Here is a 19,855-nt window from a genome sequence, read left to right as displayed (position 1 = left end):
TAACAACAAGAGAACCCGAACATGCCCGTACCCGATCCGTTTCGCGAAGGCCTGGCCCGTGGCTGGAAAACCTACAACGGTTCGCAATTACCCCAGGACCTGACCCTCGAAGCGGATGTGGCGATCATCGGCAGCGGTGCCGGTGGCGGAACCACCGCCGAAATCCTCAGCGCCGCAGGCTACAAGGTCTTGCTCATCGAAGAAGGCCCACTCAAGACCAGCAGCGACTTCAAGATGCTTGAGGATCAGGCCTACACCAGCCTCTATCAGGAAGGCATCGGGCGCATGAGCAAGAACGGTGCGATCACCATCCTCCAGGGTCGGGCGGTGGGCGGTACCACGCTGATCAACTGGACCTCCAGTTTCCGCACCCCGGATCAGACGCTCGAACACTGGGCCAAAGAACATGACGTCGTAGGTCACACACCGGCCGAGATAGCGCCCTGGTTCGAGAAAATGGAACAACGCCTGGGCGTCGCCCCGTGGCGGGTGCCGCCCAACGCCAACAACGACGTCATCCGCAAAGGCTGCGAAAAACTCGGCTACGCTTGGCATGTGATCCCGCGCAACGTGCGCGGCTGCTGGAACATCGGCTACTGCGGCATGGGTTGCCCGACCAACGCCAAGCAATCGATGCTGGTCACGACCATCCCGGCGACCCTGGAAAAAGGTGGCGAGCTGCTTTATCTGGCTCGCGCTGAAAAGCTGTCGATCAAGGACGGCAGGGTCACGGGTCTGCACTGTGTGGCGATGGATGAGCGTTGCGTTGCCCCTACCGGACGCACAATCACAGTCAAGGCACGGCATTACGTGCTGGCCGGCGGCGGGATCAACAGTCCGGCGCTGCTGTTGCGCTCGGAGGCGCCGGATCCGCATGAGCGACTGGGAAAACGGACGTTCCTGCATTTGGTCAACATGTCCGCCGGGCTGTTCGACGAGGTGATCAACCCGTTCTACGGCGCGCCGCAGTCGATTTATTCCGACCATTTCCAGTGGCAGGACGGCATCACCGGCAAGATGTCCTACAAATTGGAGGTCCCACCGCTGCACCCGGCGCTGGCCACCACCCTGCTCGGTGGCTTCGGCACGGAAAACGCCCGGCACATGGAGAATCTGCCACATACCCACGCGATGCTGGCGTTGCTGCGAGACGGTTTTCACCCGGACAGCCCCGGCGGCAATGTCGAATTGCGCAGTGACGGCACGCCGGTACTCGACTATCAGGTTTCACCGTATGCCTGGGACGGGTTGCGCCGGGCGTTCCATAGCATGGCCGAGATCCAGTTCGCCGGTGGCGCAAACGCTGTGATGCCGCTGCATGCCGACGCCCGTTACGTGAAAACCCTCGCCGAAGCGCGCGCATTGATCGACGGATTGAGCCTTGAGTTGTATCGCACGCGCCTGGGCAGTGCTCATGTTATGGGCGGTTGTGCCATGGGTGAGGACCCGAAAAACGCCGTGACCGACAGCCTCGGCCGACATCACCAACTGCGCAATCTGTCGATCCACGACGGCTCGCTATTCCCCACCAGCATTGGTGCAAACCCACAATTGTCGGTCTACGGACTGACGGCGAAACTGGCGAATTCGCTGGCTGATCGTTTGAAAAACCCATGAAAACGCGGAATATTCCCATCGTCTATAGTGCTTTCTTACCCAACAGGCGACTTGGCCGACCGGGAAGGCTGCGATACCATCCGACTCCCCAACGGACTCCCGCCAGGACGACGCGATGAACCGAGTGTTGTACCCAGGTACCTTCGACCCTATTACCAAGGGCCATGGCGATCTGGTCGAACGCGCCTCCCGCCTGTTCGATCACGTGATCATCGCCGTCGCCGCCAGCCCGAAGAAAAACCCGCTGTTTCCCTTGGAACAACGTGTGGAGCTGGCCCGCGAGGTCACCAAACATTTGCCGAACGTTGAAGTCGTCGGCTTCTCGACGCTGCTCGCGCATTTCGCCAAAGAGCAGAACGCCAATGTGTTCCTGCGTGGTTTGCGCGCGGTGTCAGACTTCGAATACGAATTCCAGCTGGCCAACATGAACCGCCAACTGGCACCGGATGTGGAAAGCCTGTTCCTTACCCCGTCCGAGCGTTATTCGTTCATTTCCTCGACGCTGGTCCGTGAAATCGCGGCCCTGGGCGGCGATATCACCAAATTCGTCCACCCGGTGGTGGCCGACGCCCTCACCGAACGCTTCAAAAAGTAGGCGTTGCCGAAGGCTGCGATCCACTGCACTTGATCGCGCCCGCGTGCACTGCGGGCGCCAATGCGGCACAATTGTGCGCATTGGTTTATTGCGCCCGGGCCTGCCGCCCCGGCTGGAGTTAGCATGTCCCTGATCATCACCGACGATTGCATCAACTGCGACGTCTGCGAACCCGAGTGCCCAAACGCCGCCATTTCCCAGGGCGAAGAGATCTACGTGATCGACCCGAACCTGTGCACGCAATGTGTCGGCCACTATGACGAACCGCAGTGCCAGCAGGTCTGCCCGGTGGATTGCATTCCGCTGGACGAAGCCCATCCGGAAACTGAAGAACAGTTGATGGAGAAGTACCGGAAGATTACCGGTAAGGCTTGAAAGCCTGGAAAGATCGTCCGAAGGCGGCCCGAACCTTCGGACGATCTTTTTTATGCCTCACTCCCGCTGCTCAAACCCCTCCCCGATACACCCCAGACACCGCACAAACGCCGCTTTCGCCGGGTCGACCACCAGCGCCTGCCCTGCATCGCCAATGCCGCCGCCCAGCGCGGTAAATGGCAGCGACACCACAAACGCCCCGGCACCGATCACTGTCGCCACCACCAGCAACGGTCGGGCAATCAGCAGATCGCCAAGCATGGCGTAGGCCGGTGGATTCTGGATGGTGTAACGCGGGTCGCCGCTGCCGTTCTCATTAGCCAGCGCGGGCGCAGCGACGCTCAGCAGCAGCGTGACGACAAGGGTTCGAAACAGATTCATGGCACGGTCCTTCGGCTAGGCAGTGAGAACACTGACTATAGACCGTAGCCGATATCAGCTCTGACAACGGGGACAAAAGACGCTGGCGCGCTGCCCGAGTTTGACTTCCCGCAGCCCCGTGCCACAGACCTTGCAGTGTTCACCGCCACGGCCGTATACGAACAGCTCCTGCTGGAAGTACCCCGGCTGGCCGTCGCCGCCGATAAAGTCCCGCAACGTGGTACCGCCCCGTTCGATGGCGAGCGCCAGGATGCGCTTGATCTCGATCGCCAGCTTCAAATAACGCCCCCGGGAAATGCTCTTGGCCTCGCGGCGCGGGTCGATGCCGGCAGCAAACAGCGCTTCGGTTGCGTAGATATTGCCGACGCCAACCACCACCGCGTTATCCATGATGAACGGCTTGACCGCCATGGATCGCCCACGGGACAGCTGGAACAGACGCTCGCCATCGAACAGATCGGTCAACGGCTCCGGCCCCAGGCGAACCAGCAGTTCGTGATTCAGCGGGTCGAGACTCCAGAGCATCGCCCCGAACCGACGCGGGTCGGTGTAACGCAGGGCCAGGCCCGATTCCAGCTCGATGTCCACATGCTCATGCTTGGCCGCCGGCAAGCCGGCTTCCACCAGCCGCAGATTCCCCGACATGCCCAAATGGCTGATCAACGTGCCGACTTCGGCATTGATCAGTAAATACTTGGCCCGCCGTTCCACCAGCACGATGCGCTGGCCCGACAGCCGCACATCCAGGTCTTCGGGGATCGGCCAGCGCAGACGGCGCTCACGCACGATCACCCGGCTGACGCGCTGGCCTTCCAGGTGCGGTGCAATTCCGCGGCGGGTGGTTTCGACTTCCGGCAGTTCAGGCATGAGGCTCTCGAATCAGGCGAGGTTCGACACTCAACGTGTGGCGAGGTCGCGAATTTCTTGTTTCTGGGTTTCGAAATCGTATTCCGATAGACCGATGTAATCGAGCACCAGATGCCCGACATTGTTCCATTCGTGGTCTTCGGCCTGGTTGCCCAGCACCCGATAGGAGGCGCAAATGTGCTCGGCCATCTTCAGGATTGCCAGCAGGTTTTTCAGCGGTGTATTGCGGCACGACTCATCGCTGAAAATGGCCAGGGCATTGTGATGGTTGGCAATGGCCTGGGTGACATGTTCCGGCAGACGCCAGGACTTGGCGGTGTAATACCCGACCACGGCGTGGTTGGTGTTGTACTGCCTGTTCTCGGTATCCACCACGCGGCATTCGGCGCTGGCGTTGGCGTAGGCCTGTTCCAGAACCTTCATGTAATCAGGGAATTTCTTGAGCATCAGCGGGATGCCACAATCGTGGAACAGGCCCAGCGCATAGGCTTCATCGCCGGCCTGGACACCGACGCGCTTGGCCAGGCTCAGGCAGGTCATCGCCACATCCTGCGCCGTGTCCCAGAAACGATTGAGGGTGACGATGGCGTCGTCGTTCAGCTCGCCCTTGATCGACTGCGCGTTGATCAGGTTGATGATCGAACGGCTGCCCAACAGGTTTACTGCACGCTGGATCGCGGTGATCTTGTTGCTCAAGCCGTAGTACGGCGAATTGACGATTTTCAGCAAGGCGCCGGAAAGGCCAGGGTCCTGGGAGATCAGCTTGGCGATCACCTCCAGGTCCGGGTCGGGCATATATTGCTCCATCTGCAGATCCACCATGATCTGCGGCTGGGCCGGCACACTGATGCCTTGCAGGGACTGTTGAATCTGTTCAGAAGACAGCTCTTGGGACATAAGTACGCACTCCGGGTCAGGCGGGGATTCTACCCCTTAAAAAGATCGATCCGACAGCCAGTCAAACTCAATCCATATGTGTGCGGGCCCGCGATGGCGTCATGCGCGTTTCATCGTCCGTCAAACCCGCCACTCCCTCAACACGCTATACTTCCGCTCTTTTTTCCGGAGCGACGTCATGTCCCTGCCTAGCCTGCGCCTCAAAGCCAACGCCGACCGACGCCTGCGCAACGGTCACTTGTGGGTCTACAGCAACGAAATCGATGTAGCCGCCACCCCATTGCACGGCTTCAAGGCTGGCGATCAGGCGATCCTCGAAGCCGCCGGCGGCAAGCCGCTGGGCATCGTTGCCATGAGCCCGAACAATCTGATCTGCGCCCGCCTGCTGTCGCGCGACATCAAGTTGCCGTTGGACAAGTCGCTGCTGGTGCATCGCCTGAACGTCGCCCTGTCGCTGCGCGATCGCCTGTTCGACAAGCCGTTCTATCGTCTGGTCTACGGCGACTCCGACCTGCTGCCAGGCCTGGTGGTCGACCGTTTCGGCGACATCCTGGTGGTCCAGATCGCTTCGGCGACCATGGAAGCTCACAAAGATGACGTGATCGCGGCGCTGACCCAAGTGCTCAAGCCAAGCGGCATCCTGTTCAAGAACGACTCCGCAGCCCGTGACGCCGAAGGCCTCAACCGTTACGTCGAAACCGTGTTCGGCCTGGTGCCGGAGTGGGTGGCGCTGGAAGAGAACGGCGTGAAGTTCGAAGCGCCGGTCATCCAGGGCCAGAAAACCGGCTGGTTCTATGACCACCGCATGAACCGCGCGCGTCTGGCACCTTATGCCAAAGGTAAACGCGTGCTGGACTTGTACAGCTACATCGGTGGCTGGGGCGTGCAAGCAGCCGCCTTCGGCGCCAGTGAAGTGTTCTGCGTCGATGCGTCGGCCTTCGCCCTCGACGGCGTCGAGCGCAACGCCGCACTGAACGGTTTCGCCGAAAAAATGACCTGCATTGAAGGCGACGTGTTCGAAGCCCTCAAAGAGCTGAAAGCCAGCGAAGAGCGTTTCGACGTCATCGTGGCCGACCCTCCTGCATTCATCAAACGAAAGAAAGACATGAAAAACGGTGAAGGTGCCTACCGTCGCCTGAACGAACAAGCCATGCGCCTGCTCAGCAAGGACGGCATCCTGGTCAGCGCCTCGTGCTCGATGCACCTGCCGGAAGACGATCTGCAGAACATCCTGCTGACCAGCGCCCGTCACCTGGACCGCAACATCCAGATGCTGGAGCGCGGCGGACAAGGCCCGGATCACCCGGTTCACCCAGCCATTGCCGAAACCCGCTACATCAAGAGCATTACCTGCCGTCTGCTGCCAAACAGCTGAGTACGCCGGTTTGACGGGGAGCCGACAGGCTCTCCGTCAACCATTCTGACGCCGCGACATCTCCTCTCCCGCCCCATCGCCTTACTCTTGCAGTCCTACAAACTTGCAGGACGTTTCCCTGCACATTTGATTTGAAAGAATATAACTTACAAATTTTCTCCAACCCCAAGACCGCTCCGACAAAATTACTGGAATATTCCTACTTAATCTCCCCTTGATAAGAACCCATTAAAGCCTATGATTGAGTTGTCACCTCGAAGTGACACTCACTATCAAATGACAAGGAGTCAACAACATGAAAGCAATTACTCTGGAAGCTAACAAAATCGCCAACCTGGCTTTTCTGGTCGCACCAAAAGCCCGCTAAGTAAATGAGACGCTGGGGAGTGCCGGCTACCCAGCGTTTTCTATGGCACCCGTCCAGAGGGAACCGCCCACCATGCAGATAAACCCATATCTACTCATACTTCCTCGCACGCCTGGCCAAATAGTCTGGGACTACAAAAATCACAAACAATTTGAACTAAGCCTTGAATACTCAAGCAGACTTACGCAACTAATCAACAACCCAAAACTGTATAACGACAGCAACATAGTTGACACTCAACTCCTGAACGCAGGAATACTGACAACATCAATACAAGGCACTGTTGAATGGGGTTGGGATGAACTGTCGAAGATATTCCATATCGGTACCAAAAACATCCCCTGCGAACATGTCCCTCAAGATATTCATGAATGGTCAAGACACTATCTGGACCATTGCACCGAAGTGCTTAGCTCACCTGCGCCGGGCAGTAGGCTCAAAGAGCATCAGGCACAGGAGCTGATTGCCCTGCCAAGACCTTCCTGCCTGCCGGAAGGGTCTCTTGCCAACACCCTGATCAGCCGAAAAACCTGCCGCACCTTCACCGATGCCGCCGTTTCACTGGAAGCTATCGGCACGCTGCTTTACCTGTCCCTGGGCTACTTGCATGAACGCGAAAACGACGTCGACGAAACCCTTGTCGAAGGTCTCGATGCCCGGCGCAGCAGCCCATCCGGTGGCGGGCTGAATGCCTGCGAAGGCTTTCTTCATGTACACAACGTCAGCGGCCTGAAACCCGGGCTCTACGCCTACCATCCCACCGACCACGCCTTGAGTTTCGTCAACCCTGAACCTGACTCACCACTGGGGCAGTTGCTGTGTGGGCAGCACTTCATCAACAACCTGCCCGTGGGCCTGTTCATCACCAGTCGGTTCGACAAGCTGTGGTGGAAATATGAACACTCGCGAGCCTATCGAATGGCATTCGTGGAAGCGGGGCATATCTCGCAAACATTCCAACTGGTGGCCACTGCACTGGGGTTGAACACCTGGCTGACGGGGGCGTTGGCCGATGATCAGGTCGAGGTCTTGCTGGGGATCGAGGACAGCGCAGAGCAACCGTTGTTTTTTGTCGGCTGTGGCTACAGCGACGGACAAATGATGTGCAAGGAATTGAAAGATCTTCTGAGCAGTCGGGAGCCGCAACAATGACCACTCCCATCATTGCCCCGTTGGAGCAACCCGTGTCCTGGGCTCATCGTTACACCCTGGGCGACTGGAATACCCGTGCGTCAGTGCGCACCAGCGAACACGACTATCTATTACCACCAGACCTGGAACAGCAACTGGAAACGCGCCACTGGTTTCCTCCAGGCTTCCTGGCTTACCTGACTCACCCGGCTATCCAGGCGGCAGGTCAAACCGTCATCCATCGGTTGTCGGCCAATCATCTGGTGTACTTCCTCGACTACACCACCTTGCTTGAGCACCGCATCGTCAACCGCTCCGTGGAAACCATCATCCATGATGAACTGAACGTCCACATTCCCGCACGAATGAAGACCGCCGCGCTTCAGCTTTATACCGACGAGGGTTATCACGCCCTGTTTTCCAACAGCCTTGCCGAGCAAGTTGCCAGTTTCTACGGGATCAGCCGACGTCCGGCCATGCCCCACCGCATCATGCGATTGAACGCCCTGCTTGACGACGCCCCTGAAAGATACAGGGCGCTGGCCTGGTTTCTCGTCGGGTTCGTGTCGGAGACGATCATTGCCAAGGAACTGCTCGATGTCTGCCGTAACGACCTGGTTTCCAGCGTCCAGGCAATGCTCAGGGATCATCTGGCGGACGAGGCGCGCCATAGTCGCTATTTCTCTGAAGTGTTCCATTACCTGTGGCTGACGCTGAACAGCCCTCAACGCACGTTTGTCGCCAAAGCGCTGCTGGACATCATCCGGATGTTCTTCGAAGCCGATGAGCGATGGATGCGCGAAAGCCTGCTCAGCGCGGGTCTTGGCGAGACCACCATCACGGCAATTCTTGGCGGACTGACCAGCCCCCAAGCCACCCATCAACGGGCGCGATCCGGTGCTGGCGCAACGCTTCAGGCGTTAAAAAAGGCTGGTTTCTTCGACCTGCCCTCCAACCAGCAACTGTTCATGAAGGCAGGGCTTATCGATGGCTGAAGGACAATCCGCGGCGACCGTCAAACAACGTCGGGGGGCGGTCAGCCTGTTGTTGGCCATGGTGCTGCTTGGCGTGTTCCCGCTGGATGTCCTGCTGCCCTCTTTCCCGGCGCTCGCCGAACACTTTCGCAGTACGCCCGCCGATATTACGCTGTCGATCAGTCTGTTTGCTGTCGGCATAGCGGCCTCTCAACTGCTGATCGGGCCGCTGTCGGATGTGATCGGGCGCAAAGGACTGTTGCTCGCTGGAATAACCATCTCGATGCTGGGTGCGGTGGGCTGCACACTGACCACGGACTATGTTCACTTCCTGTTGTTCCGTGTGATTCAGGCACTCGGCTGCGGGTGTTTCGTGCTGTCACAAGCATTGATCCAGGACCTGTTCGAGGGCGAGGAGCGTGACCGGTTGCGGATCCTGATGGTGACTGCCACCGGCGTTTTCATCTCGGTCTCACCGTTGGCCGGCACGTTCCTGCAAGCCACGCTGGGCTGGCAGGGCAGCTTTGTGGTGTTTATCGCACTGGCTGGAATAGTGCTGCTCAAGGCCTGTTTTTTTCTCGAAAACACTCGGCCTGCGGCAACCGGGGCGCTATCGAATATCTTCCAGCCCTACCGCCGGGTCTTGTGCGATGTCGACTTTCTATCCTACTGGCTGATTTCCGCCTTTGCTTTCGCCTGCCATTTTTCCTTCATAGTGATTTCGCCACTGATTTTCATGGATCAACTCCAGCTGTCGGCCTATGACTTCTCGCTGATCCTGCTGGTCTATGGCGGCGCCTACATTGTCGGCGGCACGGTTGCGACGCTGCTGGGTAAACGTATCAGTCCCGGTCATCAAGTCATCAGCGGGCTCATCCTGATCCTGCTGTCTGGCCTGATCATGCTTTACCTCGCAAGCCACTTTACGTTATCCCCGTTTACCGTCCTTGTACCGATGCTCATCTGTACCGCCGGTACCACCATCGCCCGACCAGCCGCCACGTCCAAAGCCATGAGCCTGTTCCCCGATAATGCAGGAACCTCGGCGTCAGCCGGCAGTACGGTGATTTTCATCTGTGGCGGGTTGATCAGTACGCTTATCAGCTTGAGCCCGGCCAATCTGCAATCGACGCTGGGATACAGCTTTATCATTTTGAGCAGCGTGGCGCTGGCGCTCAACAGTCGTATCCATAGCCGAGCCAAAAGCCCGGGAGCCAACCCAAGCATCGAATAACCCTGCCAGTCGTCATCCCACACGCCCCGTCAGCACTGGATCAGCACTTTCCGGCATTCCCTCCTGACGCCAGCGGTGTAGAATCGCGAGATTCATCGCCAGTCATCCCCCGGCGGGTTTATGAGCTCAAGCTGAAGCGCGCGGCGATCCCGCAAAGTTATCGGCAACTTCCGGACACACGGCCATTTCTGAGTGTTCCAGACGTCAATAGAAGCTCACTTCCCTTTTGATACCTGATTTGCCGCCCGGAGTGCTCCATGCCTGATTACCGCTCGAAAACATCCACCCACGGCCGCAACATGGCCGGTGCTCGCGCACTGTGGCGCGCCACGGGGATGAAAGATGACGACTTCAAGAAGCCGATCATCGCCATTGCCAACTCCTTTACCCAGTTCGTACCGGGCCATGTGCACCTGAAGGATCTGGGTCAACTGGTCGCTCGTGAAATCGAACGGGCCGGCGGCGTAGCCAAAGAATTCAACACCATCGCCGTGGATGACGGCATCGCCATGGGCCACGACGGCATGCTCTATTCGCTGCCGAGCCGCGAGATCATCGCCGACTCCGTCGAATACATGGTCAACGCCCACTGCGCCGACGCCATTGTCTGCATTTCCAACTGCGACAAGATCACCCCTGGCATGCTGATGGCCGCCTTGCGCCTGAACATCCCGGTGATCTTCGTGTCCGGCGGCCCGATGGAAGCCGGCAAGACCAAACTGGCCAGCCACGGTCTCGACCTGGTCGACGCCATGGTGATCGCCGCCGACTCCAGCGCCTCTGACGAGAAGGTCGCCGAGTACGAGCGTAGCGCCTGCCCTACTTGCGGCTCTTGCTCCGGCATGTTCACCGCCAACTCGATGAACTGCCTGACCGAAGCCCTCGGTCTCGCATTGCCGGGCAACGGTTCGACCCTGGCTACCCACAGCGACCGCGAACAGCTGTTCCTGCAGGCCGGCCGTACCATCGTCGAGCTGTGCAAGCGCTACTACGGCGAGAACGATGAGTCGGTATTGCCGCGCAACATCGCCAACTTCAAGGCGTTCGAAAACGCCATGACCCTGGACATCGCCATGGGCGGTTCCACCAACACCATCCTGCACTTGCTGGCCGCAGCCCAGGAAGCCGAGATCGATTTCGACCTGCGCGACATCGACCGCCTCTCCCGCCATGTACCGCAACTGTGCAAGGTCGCGCCGAACATCCAGAAATACCACATGGAAGACGTGCACCGTGCCGGCGGGATCTTCAGCATCCTCGGCTCCCTGGCCCGTGGCGGTCTGTTGCACACCGACCTGCCGACCGTACACAGCAAGACCATGGCTGAAGGTATCGCCAAGTGGGACATCACCCAGACCAACGACGAAGCGGTGCATCACTTCTTCAAGGCTGGCCCTGCGGGCATCCCGACGCAAACCGCGTTCAGCCAGTCGACCCGCTGGGAAACCCTGGACGACGACCGTGAAAACGGCTGCATCCGCAGTGTCGAACACGCTTACTCGAAAGAAGGCGGCCTGGCCGTTCTGTACGGCAACATCGCGCTGGACGGTTGCGTGGTGAAAACCGCCGGTGTCGACGAGTCGATCCACGTTTTCGAAGGCAACGCGAAAATCTTCGAAAGCCAGGACAGCGCCGTACGCGGCATCCTCGCCGACGAAGTGAAGGCTGGCGACATCGTGATCATTCGTTACGAAGGCCCAAAAGGTGGCCCGGGCATGCAGGAAATGCTCTACCCGACTTCGTACCTGAAATCCAAAGGCCTGGGCAAAGCCTGCGCCCTGCTCACCGACGGCCGTTTCTCCGGCGGCACTTCGGGCCTGTCCATCGGCCACGCTTCGCCAGAAGCCGCTGCCGGTGGCGCGATCGGTCTGGTGCAGGACGGCGACAAGGTCCTGATCGACATTCCGAACCGCTCGATCAACCTGTTGGTCAGCGACGAAGAACTGGCCGCGCGCCGGGTCGAGCAGGACAAGAAAGGCTGGAAGCCAGTGGAAAAGCGTCCACGTAAAGTGACCACCGCTCTGAAAGCCTATGCCCTGTTGGCGACCAGCGCCGACAAGGGTGCCGTGCGTAACAAAGCGATGCTCGACGGGCTGTAATACTTAACCGTCGAACAAAAAATGCCCCGCTCATGGGACTTCTACCCTAATGGTACATAGTATCTAGAAGTCTCCGCGAAAGCCTACTGACTATGGGCTTTGGGCGTTAAGGCATTACTATGTACAAATACATAGTAATGCATCGCAATTCCTGAGCGTCGGCGGCAATGCCGACGCTTTTTTCGTTGGGAGAACCGTGCGGGACTGCACCGTTACCTCAATTTCTAACCCCTCAATACGTCCTGCAACAGTCCAGAATTGCCCTTAGCCTAAAATCTAGCCACATCAACGTTTAGGGCTGGAAGCATTAATATAACTTTTTGATATTGACCTATTTAGTTGCTTCATTATTTTTTGCCGTTGATTCCAGCTTTTGCGAATCTCTAAATCTTCGGTTATCGGACTGTAAGCACCCTGTAAAAATGTCTGTAGTTCATATACTTGCGAGACTAACTGCCCTGCCGGCCTGCATTCAGAACCCGTAATAGTGTCAAACGTAATTTCCGCATTTTGATCGTCCAATCTAGAGGCATGGCCTTTAAATTGACGATAAATTTTTCCAACTCCGGCCTGCATACCTGTCATGGTACTAGCGAGTAAGTATGGGTCGCGAGTTGGATCGCCACCTAGAACAGTAGAGCTTTGATCTATCTCGCTTACGGGACTCTGCATTATGGGTTGAAGAAGGAACACTGAAGGTTTGTGAAGTTGAAAGCTGAATATAGGTGATTTTATTTTTCTTGTAGCTTTAAATTCATCCATCTGCAGATAGCCTGAGCTCTCACCATCTAGATGCAACTTCATGCTGGCGGGATATGGAAAACCACAGCGCCCTGAAAAAATATAATCACTTGAGCAGTTTATCAAAAAAATGCTGTTGATTCTTAAACCGAAAGCCGACGGAGCTCCGTGAAATGACAGCGTTTCCACACCATGCGCATTTAGTCCCGCATTTTCCTCTTGAAGTGGGTAGATCGCGACAAAACGATCCTTTTTACGTAACCGAGAATTAATGTAAAATGAGGGTGTAATGCCAGTAGGGTTGCCCATCAAAAGATGATAGTTTAACCACAAGCCTACGCGAACTTTATCAAGCCAATCCAATAGCGTACAGTAGTTGGCGACTGATAAAGGTTCTCGCTCAAGGAGGGCCTCTACTATTGGGCGCACTTCACTTTCTAAAGACGCATACTCTGTGTTGCATGCCTCACAGGCTGGAGTGACTAGCGATTTCCAGCGGAAAGAGATTTCTGTTTTTCTTTTGTAGTTGTACCCCATGCTAACAACCCTATTAGGATCGCCAGTCAATTTCAACAACCATTGAGGCAATACGTGCTCTTTGTTTTTTGACTCGGGCGGCCTTCCACAAAATACACAAAACTTCACATCTACCATTATTTCTCCTTCGAAAAGCTAGGACGCTTAAAATATATGCGACCAGTAAGTAGCGGTTAGTCAGCGATAATGACGATGTTTTCTGGGCGCCCAAGTTGAACCATAAGCATTGTCTCTACGAACTGAAAGTTTTGTTGAAACAGCTCATTAGCTGCTAGATCTTCGAGCTCCAGCTCTTCAGCTACCAACGATTTAAATTTGTCGAACCAATATTTATCTTCATATGTATTTACGAGCATGTTGGTTTTGATGTGTATGGCAGCATATTGATTATGATCTAATAGCTTTTTATCGTCGCGCAAATATGTTAAAACGTCTCTTGTATATGACATTCTAAAGAGACCGGATATTATCTCGCGCCAAGTGTATGGTCGTGATTTCAGCGCTATAGGTAAATAAACTGCAACTCTGCTTAAGAGTCGTAAAACAAATGTCGCAGCGTGGTCCGAGTTAATTGGCGCAAATGTACCAAGGACACTGCAGGCTCCTGACTCCAAAAAACCGTTTGCTACGGACGCATGGGAACCTTCTACCGGATGCGTGCTACAAGCAGCTAAAACGATTATCGGTGGAACTCTGGCGGATTGGTATATGTGCCAAACACTTATGTTTTCTCCTCCGACATGCAGCCAGGCTGAGTCCTCCTCACCTCCATGTCCTCCATGGCAATCAAAGATAACCATGAGTCCTTTAAATGAATTCAGTGCTTCTATTACTTCCTCTTTAGATGCTACATCTACCAGCTCTACTTTAAGGCCTTTCAGGCGCCCTTCCTCATGCCCCCACTGCACGACTTCTGACAGATGGTCTCTGATTTCATCATCTGCATCAAAAGAACGGATTATGAGAATATCGCACAGCGCGCTATAGGCATAAGCACGTTTGGGTAGAGATAATAATACGTTGGTTGTAACATTTCCTGGTGTGGAAGGAATGCGAGAAAGCTCATGCCTAAACATCGTTGGCAATAGATCAATTGAAACCCATTCGATAGGGAAGTCGCAGACTGCTAATATTTTTTCTCGATTATTAAAAATTCCACAAAGTAATTCTTTGCCAATGTCCGCCTTAAGTAGTTCGCTGTAATCGAAAAACTTTTTACTTAATTTTTCATGCCACTGCTTTACGTTTGAGTTTACAGTTTTCCCAATATCTTTAAGCTTGTCGTGGTGTAGCATAACGGAGTTTGGAAGTCTCAACGCAGGCACAAACTGATTAGATGCTATTATGGAAATTGTGGTTGTAAATATTTTAAGTTCGACTTGACGATCTCGTAATAGCGGGCCAAGTATTCCGTCTTCATAGGGGTTGAATACGTCTTCTTCAGACATGGCTATTGAGGAATTTCCATATCCTTTACCCCGAATCAAGGTTGCCTTAAGAAAATTTCGTTTCGGGTTGGTTAAATGTCTATTCAGGTCACGCCAGAGTTTTCCCTCTGCACGATAAAGGAAGCTGTAAGCAGATGGACAGTGCACAATAATGTCATTTTTTCGAAAAGGGGATTCAACAATGTTCTTTGGGCGAAGAGCATCTATTTTGCGCGTTAAATGCATCATGCCCGATATGTGTTCTGTAATGTTGCCAGAAGGCTTAATTCCTGTGACTTTGATTTTCGCTCCATAATTAACAAGCGTCTCGATAAGGGGTTCGGTGCAATTATGACCTTTGGCGTTCAAACGCAACCCAATTTTCTCCCGACTCTTAAACTTTTTTGATTTCAAAAAAGCCCTGAACTTGTTCAGTTCTGAGTCGGTACATGCGGCACGTGCGAAAAGATTATCAATTATTCTAAAAACCGTCTTTTCATTCAGGCTAACTACTGAAGTGCAATCTTTTCTATCTGCGGTTGTAATATGTAGCGGCTTTAAATTAAGTTCGGAAATGGCTTTTTCAACATAATCGAACGTTTCTTCTGTACTCCACAAAACGGTTAAGGGGTTATACGGTACGCCTAAATACTTTTCCACCAAATCGGCGCGCAGAAAATCTACCTGTAAGCACGCGCCAATAGATCTTGCTTTGACAAAATTTCCACCAGAGAGGTAGATATCAGAGGCGTCATGTGGAAAAAAAACTAAACAGTTTAAAATTTTTATAAAATCAGGATGCCAAAATTCAGAATACCCCTGAAAAAATGTCGTCCTTCTCTCGGTAGAGTTACTTGGAACAACAACTAAGTGGCTGATCGCGCTGGTACTCATAACGCTTCCTTGGCTATATGATCGAGTGAGTCAGGTATCGATAGGTAGTGCAAAGCACTGCTGCTTATCGAATGCTGAGGGAGGGGCCAGTCCGTGCAACTATTTGTACGTTGAGTCGCCTAGTATCTTTCGAATCGCCCGGGCAAAGCCCACTTCGAACATTATCCGGCCGCGCTCGTTGACGATTTCGCCATGGCTACCCTCCCTCAGTCCACGCTCTTCCAGGTAATCCGACGATACCGCTTTTTTGAAGGCTTCGCGCTCAGACTGGGTCAGTTGTGCGGCCATCGCGAGCACTGGTACAGGTTGCGCTTCAGGTGCAGCAACGATGGTCGCACCCTGTGGGCGCCGGTCTACAATCACCTGCGTATTTGCCTTTAGGAGGTTAAGTTGCGCCTTGAGCTTGTCACGCTCGGTTATAGCAGTCTGCATAATTGAGCGTATGGCGGGGTCTTCTATGCGCATCAGATATTCGTAACTCGCGAGCATTTTTGACGGCTTGATAGGGGGCGGCCCGGCGTAGGCGGCCCAAGCTTCTATGAGCAATCGGTAGTCAGCGGACTGGGCATTATAGAGCGCCCGCCCTTTCATTATGCTGGCGGCTTCCGCTAGTCGGCCAATGGCGGGTATAGAAAAGTCTCGGGAGCCGACCTCATGCTGTTTTCGGCAAACCTCGTGCATCTTCACCAAGTTTGCGCGCCGGTTCGAACGCCCCCCCTTGGCGAGCAAGGCCTCCAAGACCACGCTCGGGTGAATGTCCGTTTTATCGTTCATAAGTGATCTCCCGCAACGGACGAGTGCCTTGTTCGAATTGCCTGAGAGTGATTTGTCGTAGTCAAAAGTGCAGAGAGGTCTATATCGAAGTGCTGGCTAAGGCTTACGCCTGCATCCATCAAACGTATCACTTGACGTTGACCGAGTGCGGGATTCTCTGGGTTCATTTGCTGAGCAAGGCGACGCATGAAAGCATTACCAGCGAGCAATTGTTCCTGTTCGCCCAACAGCATGAAGACGGGCGCTAGATCCTCACGATAAAGGACTGCGTCGAGCAACTGGCTACGGCGGAACACGGCCTTGCCGGGTTCAAGATCGGGGTACACCTCAACGTTTTCACACACACCGGCGAGTTGAAGCAGTTCTGACTCTGTTTCCTCGAAGGCAATATGCACATCGCTTACTGTGCCGAGGGCCATCAAATTTGTACCGTCTCCTTCTGGGGATTCGAGTGCCACCTTACAGCGCTCAATCAGACGCCAGCAGGCAACGAGGTCTTCTGCAAGATCGCTGAAGCGTTGCATAGCGCTTTCCCATACTCGTTCGGCTTGTCGGAACGCGTCCAGTTGGATGAAAGGCCGACCGGTGTCTTCTGTGTCGGCTTTCTGTTTCTTCAGGTCCTGAAGTTCGTCTTCGCGAGTGAGACAGATGTTGCGCGCCTCGTCAAAGTGGTAGGCAAGCGTATTGAAATGAGCAACTAACGCTGGTAGGTAATGCGGCTCAGTCAAAAACCAGCGACAGCGCACGCAATTCCGGCAACCGCCTGGAACAGGCCCAAATTTGGGTGCCATTGACGCTGTGCCGCTCGAAAGCATCGGCCCACCATTGTAACAGCCACCTGTTGAGCCATTGCTCTCGGCCTCGCTGGTGTTGCCTCCGACCAAGCACAGGCCGTGGTGCATGGGCATCCAGCCCACCGCGTTTCGAGCCGCTGGGTGCTGTGGGATCGCAGCGGAGAGGCTAGACACGCTGTTGCATATCGCGTTTTGAAGGAGTTCTTCGTGCTCGGTGTCGAGTAGGAAGTTCTGGATACTCGCCTCCTTATTCGCTTCCAACCGCTCCGCCGCGCCAACTAGCACGTCACGGATTTGCGACGCGCCGGGCTTAAAGTAGTAGAGGGTCATCAACAGACGGCTATGGCCGGCGAGCTTTTGGAGGATGGAGAATGGCACTCGACCTTCCAGCGCTAAAGCGGTGATCAGAGAGACGCGCAGGCTGTGAAGGGGGAACAGGGTTTTCACCCCATTGCGGTGTTTTTGCTGCAACGGTAGGAAGCGAATCGGTGTGCCGTTACGATGAGTTTCACATCGATTGGAGAGCCTTAATTCCAGTGCCCGCAGCAGGCGGAACCAGCCCGGTAACAATGTCATTTCTTTTAATGGAAGATGACGTTCTCCCTCGTCAGCCTCAGGCATCCTAAAAAGGAAGCAGGTATCGGGGTAACTCGCGAGCTGCACCTCACTTTTAATTTTGAAGTAGCGGTGATCTAGAGTTGACCAGGGCGTACGACGTGAAACGGGATTGTACTTCTCCTGCCAGTTGCGCAGCTTCTCCAACCAGTAAACGATGTCCTGATGCATCGGTCCGCCGACGGGCCAAGGCAGGACGTAGCCCTTATCGGGGCCGGACTTAGCGATGTCTGCGGTCTTGTTGGTGTTGATGTAGAGTACAACTGAGATGGTATTGCCATCAGCTAGCGGATTGTTGCGGCGAAATACTCCCTGATGCAGCAGCCTTCGCTCACTGCCTTGCGCGAGACGGTTTGAATTCAACGTCCAGCACCCTTCAGCGTAACGCCAGGTATCCGCTTCGCCCGAATCGAGCATGCGCACTTGGAAAGTGCGCAAAGGCACGATGAGCTTCACGAGCTGTGCCACCCAGCGAACCGGGCTCCACAGCTCAAATCGTTGTCTGTTTTTTACCAATCGCCGGCGCCAAACACAGTCCGGGTCGATCCGGTCTATCTGGTCCTCGTTTACTTCAAACCAGTCAGGACCATAATACCCGGGCCGACCGATTTCGACCCCGAGCGCATTTTGGGCCCACTGCCAGTCTCGAAAGTGTGGCCCCTCTGCGAGCATTTGCCGCAGCTCATCAATGTAGCCGTAGGGAAGGGGCGAATGCACGCTCTCGTCTCGCTTCGGAAGACCGCTCTTGGTCATCCGAGGTACGGGGTTGTAGAAGCGCGGTGAGATAACCATTTGGCCGTCGTCAGCGGCTTCGCTGAACTCACGCAACAAGACGAAGTGGAGAAAGGCATGGATGTAATTGGTGTACTCGATGCCTTGTGCCGAATCAGGGCAGACCGTCTGAAAGAAGTCGGGCAGGATATTGTTGCGTGACAGGAATAGAGCCGGGGTCACCGGCAGTCCTTGCTTAATTAGGTAGCGCTCCAGGAAGACCGCCAATGCATCGAGTTTATGGGAGACACCGCGCACTTCGCCTTTTAACCATTCCATCGCCAAGACTCGCCAATCGGTAAGCTGGGGATACTCCCGCTCGACCCAACCGAGGGTTGTGTCCGATGTGCGTACCGTCTTTTTAGTCTCGAAAGCCGGAATAGCGGTTACTTTCGATGACTTTTTGGGATTCTTTTCGGCCACGAGGCGTCCTCAATCGTTGTGTTCTATTGCAGGCAACAACAGATCTGATACGGGCTGAATACTTGGGTAAATGCTGCGCAACCGCTGCGCGGCTGCTTCGAGCTCCACTAAGGTTTCACGGGCGTTCGCCTGCGTGTAGACCTCCTGACTTTCCACCGAGGAGTGATGCATGAACCGACGAATCAGCTCCTTGTCTACGCCAGCGATACGCAGCCGTTGGCCGTAGGCATGACGATGTCCGTGTGGTGTCGTACCCAATGCCTTGCCCACCCTAAGGCCTATGCACTCGCACGCAGCGGCGTGCGCCTTGTTGTACTGGGTGAGCGTATACATCGCGCCAATGGGGTCGCGGTATAAGTTGATGAAGGCGAATGGGTGATCGCGCTCGACGCGCGCAACCTGTTCCATGTAACGGTTCCAGAGGTGCAGAAACCATTCGCCATACTCCGGCAGAAACCAGTATGCCAGCTTGTAGTAGGGGCCATCGTGTGTGCCACCCTTCCAGCCTGCGTGACGGCGATCCATCAGATCGGTGCGGGGAACAAGGCTGAACTCTTTGGCGAGGTACTCCTCTCGGTTGCCTTTACGATGTCGCCCCCGCTCATCGCGCCAATCGGCGGGTGCAACGCTATAGCTCGGGTGGTGAATGTGAACTTTGGCTTGGCGCGGGTTGGCGATATCCTGGAACACGTCCGGGATGTAGAGATGGAAAGGCTCCGACTCCCGAAAGCCCGCGCCGTGCAGCAGCAGTGTGATGAGCATACCTCGATAATCTTGGCGTCCAGACTTGCTGAATCCCTTGACCAGTAGTTCTTCGAAGCGCTCCTCCGGGAAGGCGGGTGGCTCTCCCTTTTCAATCTTAGGAAGGCGTCGACCTCGCACTCGGTGCCCGATCTCCGTAGGAGATGCGTTTGCCGCCCAAGTGTGTCCAAGGAAGGCTTTGCTCCGTCGGTAGTGATAAGCGGAC

At 55.3% G+C, this 19,855-nt stretch carries 16 protein-coding genes; 8 read left to right on the top strand and 8 right to left on the bottom strand.

Translation table 11 applies throughout. The features are described 5' to 3' along the window. Positions 1-21: 21 nt before the first annotated feature. The 3 genes from AC30D7_RS14655 to AC30D7_RS14645 all read left to right on the top strand — a co-directional run bounded on the left by AC30D7_RS14655 (position 22) and on the right by AC30D7_RS14645 (position 2,587). The gene (locus tag AC30D7_RS14655; RefSeq protein WP_490134540.1) at positions 22-1,617 is read left to right on the top strand and encodes a GMC family oxidoreductase; all 1,596 of its coding nucleotides are present in this window, start codon (positions 22-24) and stop codon (positions 1,615-1,617) included. A 115-nt stretch (positions 1,618-1,732) separates the two neighbouring features. Then, positions 1,733-2,212: a pantetheine-phosphate adenylyltransferase gene (coaD, locus tag AC30D7_RS14650; protein ID WP_007939322.1), complete on the top strand. Its 480-nt coding sequence runs from the start codon at positions 1,733-1,735 to the stop codon at positions 2,210-2,212. Between the two features lie 123 nt (positions 2,213-2,335). Further along, positions 2,336-2,587, top strand: a complete 252-nt coding sequence (locus AC30D7_RS14645) for a YfhL family 4Fe-4S dicluster ferredoxin (RefSeq protein WP_003195146.1) — start codon at positions 2,336-2,338, stop codon at positions 2,585-2,587. Between the two features lie 57 nt (positions 2,588-2,644). On the opposite strand, the gene AC30D7_RS14640 is transcribed toward AC30D7_RS14645, so the two are convergent. Genes AC30D7_RS14640 through AC30D7_RS14630 form a run of 3 tightly spaced genes read right to left on the bottom strand, consistent with a single transcriptional unit; the run spans position 2,645 to position 4,678 of the window. Beyond that, complete coding sequence (locus AC30D7_RS14640; RefSeq protein WP_490134539.1) at positions 2,645-2,968, bottom strand: multidrug transporter; 324 nt, start codon at positions 2,966-2,968, stop codon at positions 2,645-2,647. Positions 2,969-3,022: 54 nt separating this feature from the next. Further along, positions 3,023-3,835, bottom strand: coding sequence for a bifunctional DNA-formamidopyrimidine glycosylase/DNA-(apurinic or apyrimidinic site) lyase (gene mutM, locus AC30D7_RS14635; RefSeq protein WP_018928680.1), 813 nt, complete (start codon positions 3,833-3,835; stop codon positions 3,023-3,025). Positions 3,836-3,865: 30 nt separating this feature from the next. Next, positions 3,866-4,678 carry an HDOD domain-containing protein gene (locus AC30D7_RS14630; RefSeq protein WP_490134623.1) on the bottom strand — a complete coding sequence of 271 codons (813 nt, stop codon included), beginning with the start codon at positions 4,676-4,678 and terminating at the stop codon, positions 3,866-3,868. 232 nt (positions 4,679-4,910) lie between these two features. Between AC30D7_RS14630 and AC30D7_RS14625 the strand changes: the two genes are divergently transcribed. The 5 genes from AC30D7_RS14625 to ilvD all read left to right on the top strand — a co-directional run bounded on the left by AC30D7_RS14625 (position 4,911) and on the right by ilvD (position 11,912). Then, complete coding sequence (locus AC30D7_RS14625; protein ID WP_017341306.1) at positions 4,911-6,107, top strand: class I SAM-dependent rRNA methyltransferase; 1,197 nt, start codon at positions 4,911-4,913, stop codon at positions 6,105-6,107. 439 nt (positions 6,108-6,546) lie between these two features. After that, on the top strand, positions 6,547-7,626 hold the full coding sequence (locus AC30D7_RS14620; RefSeq protein WP_490134538.1) for a SagB family peptide dehydrogenase: 1,080 nt from the start codon (positions 6,547-6,549) through the stop codon (positions 7,624-7,626). Continuing rightward, the gene (locus AC30D7_RS14615; RefSeq protein ID WP_490134537.1) at positions 7,623-8,600 is read left to right on the top strand and encodes a diiron oxygenase; all 978 of its coding nucleotides are present in this window, start codon (positions 7,623-7,625) and stop codon (positions 8,598-8,600) included. Before AC30D7_RS14620 ends, AC30D7_RS14615 begins: the two co-directional genes overlap by 4 nt. Next, positions 8,593-9,813 (top strand): MFS transporter, encoded by a 1,221-nt coding sequence (locus AC30D7_RS14610; RefSeq protein WP_490134536.1) that lies wholly within the window; start codon positions 8,593-8,595, stop codon positions 9,811-9,813. Before AC30D7_RS14615 ends, AC30D7_RS14610 begins: the two co-directional genes overlap by 8 nt. 257 nt (positions 9,814-10,070) lie before the next feature. Next, positions 10,071-11,912 carry a dihydroxy-acid dehydratase gene (gene ilvD, locus AC30D7_RS14605; protein WP_018928674.1) on the top strand — a complete coding sequence of 614 codons (1,842 nt, stop codon included), beginning with the start codon at positions 10,071-10,073 and terminating at the stop codon, positions 11,910-11,912. Positions 11,913-12,197: 285 nt separating this feature from the next. Here the strand turns inward: ilvD and AC30D7_RS14600 are convergent, their stop codons facing one another. The 5 genes from AC30D7_RS14600 to gmtY form a co-directional block, all read right to left on the bottom strand. After that, the gene (locus tag AC30D7_RS14600; RefSeq protein ID WP_490134535.1) at positions 12,198-13,307 is read right to left on the bottom strand and encodes a hypothetical protein; all 1,110 of its coding nucleotides are present in this window, start codon (positions 13,305-13,307) and stop codon (positions 12,198-12,200) included. 56 nt (positions 13,308-13,363) lie between these two features. Further along, on the bottom strand, positions 13,364-15,511 hold the full coding sequence (locus AC30D7_RS14595; RefSeq protein ID WP_490134534.1) for a CHAT domain-containing protein: 2,148 nt from the start codon (positions 15,509-15,511) through the stop codon (positions 13,364-13,366). Positions 15,512-15,610: 99 nt separating this feature from the next. Further along, on the bottom strand, positions 15,611-16,285 hold the full coding sequence (gene gmtX / locus AC30D7_RS14590) for a gamma-mobile-trio protein GmtX (RefSeq protein ID WP_472509075.1): 675 nt from the start codon (positions 16,283-16,285) through the stop codon (positions 15,611-15,613). Then, positions 16,282-18,888, bottom strand: coding sequence for a gamma-mobile-trio integrase GmtZ (gmtZ, locus tag AC30D7_RS14585; RefSeq protein ID WP_490134533.1), 2,607 nt, complete (start codon positions 18,886-18,888; stop codon positions 16,282-16,284). The genes gmtX and gmtZ overlap by 4 nt, the downstream gene beginning before the upstream one ends. Positions 18,889-18,897: 9 nt before the next feature. Then, the coding region (gene gmtY / locus AC30D7_RS14580; protein WP_490134532.1) for a gamma-mobile-trio recombinase GmtY at positions 18,898-19,855 on the bottom strand (958 nt) is incomplete at its 5' end.

This window comes from Pseudomonas sp. DF5 (assembly GCF_058148225.1).
The sequence above is the reverse complement of the archived record's forward strand: the minus strand, read 5'-3'. Positions and strand labels throughout refer to the sequence as shown.

Coding starts and splice junctions, on each gene's coding strand:
- gmtX (WP_472509075.1), bottom strand. CDS start 16,285: ATGAACGATAAAACGGACATTCACCCGAGCGTGGTCTTGGAGGCCTTG.
- AC30D7_RS14620 (WP_490134538.1), top strand. CDS start 6,547: ATGCAGATAAACCCATATCTACTCATACTTCCTCGCACGCCTGGCCAA.
- ilvD (WP_018928674.1), top strand. CDS start 10,071: ATGCCTGATTACCGCTCGAAAACATCCACCCACGGCCGCAACATGGCC.
- AC30D7_RS14640 (WP_490134539.1), bottom strand. CDS start 2,968: ATGAATCTGTTTCGAACCCTTGTCGTCACGCTGCTGCTGAGCGTCGCT.
- AC30D7_RS14645 (WP_003195146.1), top strand. CDS start 2,336: ATGTCCCTGATCATCACCGACGATTGCATCAACTGCGACGTCTGCGAA.
- AC30D7_RS14615 (WP_490134537.1), top strand. CDS start 7,623: ATGACCACTCCCATCATTGCCCCGTTGGAGCAACCCGTGTCCTGGGCT.
- mutM (WP_018928680.1), bottom strand. CDS start 3,835: ATGCCTGAACTGCCGGAAGTCGAAACCACCCGCCGCGGAATTGCACCG.
- AC30D7_RS14610 (WP_490134536.1), top strand. CDS start 8,593: ATGGCTGAAGGACAATCCGCGGCGACCGTCAAACAACGTCGGGGGGCG.
- coaD (WP_007939322.1), top strand. CDS start 1,733: ATGAACCGAGTGTTGTACCCAGGTACCTTCGACCCTATTACCAAGGGC.
- AC30D7_RS14595 (WP_490134534.1), bottom strand. CDS start 15,511: ATGAGTACCAGCGCGATCAGCCACTTAGTTGTTGTTCCAAGTAACTCT.
- AC30D7_RS14655 (WP_490134540.1), top strand. CDS start 22: ATGCCCGTACCCGATCCGTTTCGCGAAGGCCTGGCCCGTGGCTGGAAA.
- AC30D7_RS14600 (WP_490134535.1), bottom strand. CDS start 13,307: ATGGTAGATGTGAAGTTTTGTGTATTTTGTGGAAGGCCGCCCGAGTCA.
- AC30D7_RS14625 (WP_017341306.1), top strand. CDS start 4,911: ATGTCCCTGCCTAGCCTGCGCCTCAAAGCCAACGCCGACCGACGCCTG.